The sequence below is a fragment of the Salinivibrio sp. MA427 genome, from assembly GCF_001996115.1.
In the GTDB taxonomy this organism is placed as follows: domain Bacteria; phylum Pseudomonadota; class Gammaproteobacteria; order Enterobacterales; family Vibrionaceae; genus Salinivibrio; species Salinivibrio costicola.
In genome coordinates this window covers 21,024-28,423 of sequence record NZ_MUFH01000040.1, presented here as the reverse complement: position 1 = coordinate 28,423, position 7,400 = coordinate 21,024, and the positions used below count along the sequence as shown (strand labels likewise).

General features: G+C 51.3%; 6 protein-coding genes. 2 read left to right on the top strand and 4 right to left on the bottom strand.

Annotation, left to right across the window (positions count from 1 at the left end; genetic code table 11):
• The coding region (locus BZG79_RS05135; protein WP_077773872.1) for an anaerobic C4-dicarboxylate transporter at positions 1-1,294 on the top strand (1,294 nt) is incomplete at its 5' end.
• 75 nt (positions 1,295-1,369) lie between these two features.
• Here BZG79_RS05135 and aspA read toward each other — a convergent pair.
• Positions 1,370-2,833 (bottom strand): aspartate ammonia-lyase, encoded by a 1,464-nt coding sequence (gene aspA / locus BZG79_RS05130; protein WP_021024091.1) that lies wholly within the window; start codon positions 2,831-2,833, stop codon positions 1,370-1,372.
• Positions 2,834-3,127: 294 nt separating this feature from the next.
• Between aspA and BZG79_RS05125 the strand changes: the two genes are divergently transcribed.
• Positions 3,128-3,649, top strand: a complete 522-nt coding sequence (locus tag BZG79_RS05125; protein ID WP_021024090.1) for an FxsA family protein — start codon at positions 3,128-3,130, stop codon at positions 3,647-3,649.
• A gap of 113 nt (positions 3,650-3,762) precedes the next feature.
• Here BZG79_RS05125 and BZG79_RS05120 read toward each other — a convergent pair whose 3' ends face one another.
• From BZG79_RS05120 to BZG79_RS05110, 3 genes are read right to left on the bottom strand one after another with little or no spacing between them, the layout of a single operon-like run.
• Complete coding sequence (locus tag BZG79_RS05120; protein ID WP_077773871.1) at positions 3,763-5,721, bottom strand: acetoacetate--CoA ligase; 1,959 nt, start codon at positions 5,719-5,721, stop codon at positions 3,763-3,765.
• Positions 5,722-5,730: 9 nt separating this feature from the next.
• A complete protein-coding gene (gene maiA / locus BZG79_RS05115) occupies positions 5,731-6,351 on the bottom strand; it encodes a maleylacetoacetate isomerase (RefSeq protein WP_077773870.1) in 621 nt (206 codons plus the stop codon).
• A gap of 60 nt (positions 6,352-6,411) precedes the next feature.
• Positions 6,412-7,398 carry a fumarylacetoacetate hydrolase family protein gene (locus tag BZG79_RS05110; protein WP_077773869.1) on the bottom strand — a complete coding sequence of 329 codons (987 nt, stop codon included), beginning with the start codon at positions 7,396-7,398 and terminating at the stop codon, positions 6,412-6,414.
• Positions 7,399-7,400 lie beyond the last annotated feature (2 nt).

Here is a 7,400-nt window from a genome sequence, read left to right as displayed (position 1 = left end):
ATTAGTGGTACTCAGCTGCATCTTAGTGGGTGCCCGTATCGGCGGCATCGGTTTAGGTGTGATGGGCGGGCTTGGACTTTTAGTGTTGAGCTTTGTGTTCGGGTTGCAACCGACGCATCCTCCGATTGATGTTTTATTAATGATCATGGCGGTAGTTGCCGCCGCTGCGACCATGCAAGCGGCAGGGGGCCTCGATTTTTTAATTAAAATTGCCAGTGGCATTCTGCGCAAAAATCCACGTCATATTACTTTTGTTGCGCCTTTAGTGACGTATGTCTTTACCATGATGGCAGGGACGGGACACGTGGCGTACTCGGTGTTGCCAGTTATTGCCGAAGTGAGCCGCAAAAGCGGGATTCGTCCTGCCCGCCCTCTCGGTATGGCGGTGATTGCCTCACAGTTTGCGATTGTGGCCAGCCCGATTGCCGCTGCTGTGGTTGCATGTGTCGCCTTTTTAGAGCCGCAAGGCATCACACTGACAGATGTTCTATCAGTGACCATTCCTAGCACCTTTATCGGTTTGGCGCTGGCGTGTGTGATCGTGAATAAACTGGGCAAAGAGCTTAAAGACGATCCTGAATACCAACGTCGCCTGCAAGATCCCGACTTTCGTCGAGAAATGGAAGCCGATTTGGCCGTTGAAGATATCGAAGTCACGTCGGAGGCGAAAAAATCGGTCGCATTGTTCTTATTCGGTGCGTTAGCCGTGGTCATTATGGGGGCTTTCCCTGCTTTGCGTCCGGCATTTGATGGTGAACCAATGGGCATGGCTCACACCATTGAAATCGTCATGTTGTCGGTTGCTGCGTTAATTATTCTGACTTGTAAACCAGACGGTAATGCGATTAGCCAAGGCTCAGTATTCCATGCTGGGATGCGTGCCATCGTTGCTATCTTTGGTATTGCTTGGTTAGGGGATACCTTGGTTGCCGGCCATCTAGATATGGTCAAAGACGCGGTATCTGGCTTGGTTGAAGTGGCGCCCTGGACATTTGCTTTTGCCTTATTTGCTCTATCAGTGATGGTGAATAGTCAAGGTGCAACGACGGCGGTGCTTGTTCCAGTAGCGATTTCGCTTGGCTTACCTCCTTCGATGATCATTGCCACCTTTGTTGCGGTAAATGGTTATTTCTTCGTCCCGAACTATGGTCCGATTATCGCTTCTATTGATTTTGACCGTACCGGTACTACGCGGATTGGTAAGTATGTGTTCAACCATAGCTTTATGTTGCCAGGCTTACTGAGCATGGTCTTCAGTATTGCATGTGGTTTGTTGATTACCCAGGTGTTGTAGCGGCTGTTTCACCGGCATGAAAAAGGGCGCTATTAGCGCCCTTTGTTGTTTTATGGTTGTTGTGATTTTGACCGACTAAGCGTTAAAGCGTTTGCCGCGGTATTTGGGGTGCATGAGGTTCTCAACGGAGAAAATCTCATCAAGCTCAGACTCTGTCATCAAACCACGCTCGAGTATTACCTCTTTAACACTTTTACCGGTTTCAGCACAAATCTTGCCGACAATATCGCCTTCGTGATGACCGATAAAGGGGTTGAGATAGGTGATAATCCCAATCGAGTTATGCACGTAGTGCTCGCACACTTCTTGGTTAACCGTAATCCCGCTTACACACTTCTCACCCAAGTTCCGGCAGCCATTCGCCAGGATGGAAATAGACTCAAACAGTGCCTGCCCAATCACCGGCTCCATCACGTTAAGCTGAAGTTGGCCGGCTTCGGCAGCAAAGGTGATGGTAGTGTCGTTCCCCATGACTCGATAACAAACCTGATTGACTACTTCAGGGATCACCGGGTTGACCTTGGCAGGCATAATGGATGAACCGGCTTGCATTTCAGGCAAGTTAATTTCATTCAGTCCTGCACGAGGGCCAGAAGAAAGTAGGCGTAAATCATTACAGATCTTCGATAGTTTCACCGCCAGGCGTTTTAGCGCGCCATGCACCATGACATAGGACCCACAGTCTGAGGTGGCTTCAATCAAATCTTCTGCCGGTATACAAGGTAAACCAGTAATCTCTGCAAGGCGTTTCACCGCCAGTTGCTGGTAACCTTCTGCAGCATTCAACTTCGTCCCGATCGCGGTGGCGCCTAAGTTCACTTCTAAAAGTAGGGCCGCCGTATATTTGATGTTTTTAATCTCTTCACGCAGCAGTACAGAGAAGGCTTTGAACTCTTGTCCCACTGTCATTGGCACCGCATCTTGCAGCTGGGTACGGCCCATTTTTATGACATGAGCGTACGTGTCTGCTTTGACATCGAATTCTTTTTGTAAGTAATCAATCGCATCCATCAGTTTGAGAATGCTGTTATATACCGCAATTCGAAATCCGGTTGGATACGCACAGTTAGTGGATTGGCTCTTGTTGACGTGATCGTTAGGGTTAATCACATCATAATCGCCTTTCTCGTGCCCCATCAGTTCAAGCGCAAGGTTGGCAATTACCTCGTTGGCGTTCATGTTTACCGAGGTGCCTGCGCCGCCTTGAAAGACATCCGAGGGGAACTGATCCATGCATTTGCCGGTTTCCAACATCTGGTCACAGGCTTTGATGATGTAATCACCGACGTCAGCAGGGATCACGCCAAGTTCTTGGTTGGCCATTGCGGCGGCCTTTTTGGTGTAAACCATGCCGCGTACGAAATCTGGGATATCAGAAATACGGGTGCTTGAAATAGTGAAGTTCTCAATCGCGCGCAAGGTATGAATGCCATAATACGCATCTGCAGGCACCGCTCGTTGGCCGAGTAAGTCCTCTTCCAAGCGGGTGGCAGTGGTTTGCGTAGGGGTATCATTGGGGGTAATAATCGTCTGAGACATGCGTTGGCCTTAACATCAAGTTATTATAATGATTAAAACGTCGCCACAAATATTGCTGTAGAATCCATTCCTCAGAGATTTTGGCTGGATGTATCGTCTATTACATCGTTTCAACCCATATTACAGCACATGATGCGGTTGAAATGGCTGACTTCCGTCACAGCTGTAACATGATGACTAAACAAAATGCGCTTTCTTGCGCTGAGATTCAAGCAGTAAATACAGGATCCCGGTTCGGCTTTTGCCTTATTTTGATGTTAGGATGAAACGTCAATTTTTAGCGCGAGGTGAACCGTGTTTCCAGTCTTACTACTGCTATTTATTCTGGTCCCAGTGATCGAAATTGGCCTATTTATTCAGGTCGGCGGCTGGCTGGGCTTGTGGCCGACCTTGGCGTTGGTTCTGATCACGGCATTTGTCGGTGCGTCTTTGGTCCGTAATCAGGGGTTGATGACGCTGGCCTCGGTGCAGGACAGACTCAATCGCGGTGAGTTACCGGCGCAGCAAATCCTTGAAGGCGTGATGCTTGCGGTAGCAGGTGTCTTGCTGTTGACGCCAGGCTTTATGACCGATGCGATGGGGATGTTGGTGCTGCTACCAGCACCGCGTGCGGCGCTCGCCAAACAAGTGATGAAACGGGTCACTGTGTCTCAAGCGGGCTTTGGCCAAGGCGGCTTCCACCAAGGAGGTAATACGCAAGGCCCCTTTGGTGACGATCCTTTCCGTCGTGGCGGGCGCGATGACGATGGCAACACCTTTGAAGGTGAGTACGAGCGTAAAGACGATGACGACGATGACAATCATCGCCTAAGATAACGTTTACGTTGTAAAAAACATCGACAAAAATGGCCGCACACTGCGGCCATTTTTAGTTTTTTGCGGACCTTATGGGCCTATTGCACTATTGTCGTTTATTCAGCGAGTGTCGTTTATTCAGCAAGCTCAGGGCGTTGGCGATATTGGTCGAGTGATGCTGGGTTATCCAGTGCGCTTAACTGTGCCACGTCTTGGCCATGGACCACATCGCGCACCGCCAACTCAGCCAGTTTGCCTGACTTGGTGCGCGGAATATCGCTCACCTCGGCAATCACCGTGGGAACATGACGCGGTGTACACTGGGTGCGGATGGTTTTTTTGATGGCTTGCTTGATTGGCTCATCCAGTGTCACGCCGGCGGCGAGTTTGACGAATAGCACCACGCGGACATCATTTTGCCATTGCTGACCAATGACCACTGAATCCATGATCTCGCTAAGCTGATTTACATGGCGATAGATTTCCGCGGTACCAATTCGCACCCCGCCTGGGTTTAATACCGCATCAGACCGACCATAAAACACCATGCCACCTTGTGCGGTCAGGCGCACATAGTCACCATGGAACCAGATGTCATCAATCTTGKTCCAGTAGGCATTGTGGTAGCGACTGCCATCGGTATCGTGCCAAAAGCCAACCGGCTGGTTGGGGAAGCTATTACAACATACCAACTCTCCTTTTTGCTCTTCAACCGCTTGGTCTTGAGCGTTAAACACTTGCACATCCAGCGCCAAGCCCCGCTTTTGGCTTTCACCGCGATAAACCGGTGATAGTGGGCTGCCAAGAACAAAGCAGCCACAAATGTCGGTGCCACCCGCAATCGAGCTTAATTGCAGATCAGGCTTTATTTTTTGATAGACATAATCAAACTGTTCGGGCGCAAGTACCGAGCCGGTCGAACATAGGACGCGTAGTGACGTCAGCGAGTAATCATCTTTCGGCGCCACACCTTGTTTTTCCAATGCCTCTAAGTATTTGGCTGCGGTGCCAAAAAGGGTGAGCCGGTGCCGCTCGGCCAGTCGCCAAAGTACCCCCGCATCCGGATAAAACGGCGAGCCATCATAGAGCACCAAGGTCGCGCCGCTTGCCAAGGCACTGACCTGCCAATTCCACATCATCCAGCCGCAGGTGGTGAAGTAGAAAAAGCGATCGCCGGGGCGCACATCTGAATGGAGCTGATGCTCTTTCAGGTGATTGAGCAATATTCCCCCCACTGAATGGATAATGCACTTAGGTTTACCCGTGGTGCCGGAAGAGTACAGCACAAAGAGTGGGGCATTGAACGCCACGCGGGTAAAGCGAAGCGGCGGCGCGTCGTGAACTAATAAATCTTGCCAATTATCCACGTCAGCGGGTAAAGAAGGTCGCTCGCCATCAAAAGGGATCACCACTAGGTGCTCAATGGCCGGCACATTATTCATCACCTGCTGTGCTTTATTCAGGCAGTCATAGGTTTTGCCGTTATAGTGGTAATGATCGGTGGTAAACAGCACTTTGGGCTCGGTTTGGCCAAAACGGTCCAACACACTGTCGACGCCAAAGTCCGGTGAGGTTGAGGTCCAAATCGCGCCCAACGCCGCGGTGGCAAGCATCGCAATCACGGTTTCAGGCAAGTTGGGTAAATAGCCCGCAACCACATCGCCCGGCTGAACTCCTTGCGTCTCTAAGTAGTGACGGATGGCCGCAACCTGATCGACGAGATCACGCCAAGTGAGGGTTCGTGCTACCTCATGCTCACCGCTAAAAATCATCGCCGGTTGGTCGGCATACTGCTCTGCGTGCTTGAGCAGGTTTTCGGCATAGTTGAGGCGCGCGGTGGGAAACCAGTGGCTATCTCGATTGGGGTGCTCGGGATCGATATCGCACACTCTCTCGCCCGGATCGCCGATCACGCCGGCAAATTGCCATAACTGTTGCCAAAAATCGCCGCTTTGACGTACTGACCATGCATAAAGATCGTCATAACCACTCAGTTGGGTGTCGTGAGTCTGATTCACGGCACGGATAAACGCAGCGAGTAACGTGTGGGTTTGACGTTCCTTATCCGGCGCCCACAACAATCCGTCTTTCATGTCCTCTCCTTAGCCCTTATCAGGGTGTGCCTGTATAAATGCATCCAGCGTTTGGCATTGTGATTCAATGCGTGTCAGGGTTGGGTAGGCCGTTAAATCAAACGCAAATCGGCGTGCATTAAACAGCTGCGCAACCAAACAAATATCGGCCAAATTGGGCGCTTCTCCGCCGATAAAGGGGCTGTCTAGTCCTTGTAGTTTGGCTTCCAAGCCATCGAACCCTTGGTTTAGCCAATGGTGATACCAAGTGATTTTGTCATCATCACTGTGGCCAAAGGGGCCGGTTAAGTATTGCAGAACCCGYAAGTTATTGAGTGGATGCACATCACAGGCAATATCGAGYGCCAGWGAKCGGCACTGGGCYTTTTGCACTGGATCAYYGGGGAGYAGTTTGACCTGYGGATAGCGCTCATCGAGGTATTCGATAATGGCCAGTGATTGGCTCAAGGTGACATCGCCATCGACCAAGGTAGGCACTAAACCGGCGGGATTGAGTGAACGATAGGCGTCACTGTGCTGGTGTTTATCCAGCAGAGAAACGGTTTCTCGTTGGTAGCTTAGGCCTTTAAGGCCAAGGGCGATGCGGACGCGGTAGGCCGCGGTCGACTTACTGTAATCATAAAGCAGCATACAAGCTCCTAGACGGCGTCAACGTCAAGCGCGCCTAGAGGTACTAGGCGCGCATCAAGGTTACTCTGCGATGTAACGGGTCACAGTTTGCTCAATGGCGCCGAAAATAGACGCATCTTGGCTGTCGCGCATATCGATAGTGACGCTATCGCCAAAGGTCATAAACGGAGTTTTTGCCTCGCCTTGGTCGATAATTTCCAGCATGCGCTTTTCGGCTAAGCAGCAAGAGCCTTTACTGCGATCGGTATTGGACACGGTGCCGGAGCCAATAATGGTCCCGGCACTGACATGACGGCTTTTCGCTACATGGGCGACCAGTTCGGCAAAATCAAAGGTCATATCGACACCGGCGTCGGGCGAGCCAAACCAGTCGCCGTTGAGGGTGACATGCATCGGCAAGTGGACTTTATGGTCGCGCCAGTGATCGCCAAGCTCATCGGGGGTAACCGCCACCGGCGAAAAAGCAGAGGCGGGCTTGGATTGGAAAAAACCGAACCCTTTGGCAAGCTCGCCGGGGATCAGGTTGCGCAGAGAAACATCGTTGACCAGCATCAGTAATTTAATGTGTTGGCCGGCTTTGTCAGCGCTTAGGTGCATGGGGACGTCATCGGTGATCACGGCAAGTTCGGCTTCAAAATCACAGCCCCACGCATCATCCACTAATTCAATCTCGTCACGCGGACCGAGAAAACCATCAGACATGCCTTGGTACATCAGTGGGTCGGTCCAAAAACTCTCTGGCATTTGTGCGCCACGTGCTTTGCGCACCAGTTCAACGTGGTTAACGTACGCGCTACCATCCGCCCACTGAAAGGCGCGGGGCAGCGGTGAATCGCAGACATTTGGGTCAAAGACAAAGGACTCACTGACTTGGTTGTCATTGAGCGCGTCGTAGCGCTGAGTCAGTTTGGGCGCAAGTGTCGCCCAATGATCGAGTGCCGCTTGTAGTGTGGGCGCAATATCGTCGGCGTGGACGGCGCGAGTAAGGTCACGAGAGACCAAAATCAATTTGCCATCACGTCCGTGTTTGAGTGAAGCCAGTTTCATTG

Excerpts from the sequence above, each read along its gene's own strand:
- aspA (WP_021024091.1), bottom strand. The coding sequence starts at position 2,833 with ATGTCTCAGACGATTATTACCCCCAATGATACCCCTACGCAAACCACT.
- BZG79_RS05110 (WP_077773869.1), bottom strand. The coding sequence starts at position 7,398 with ATGAAACTGGCTTCACTCAAACACGGACGTGATGGCAAATTGATTTTG.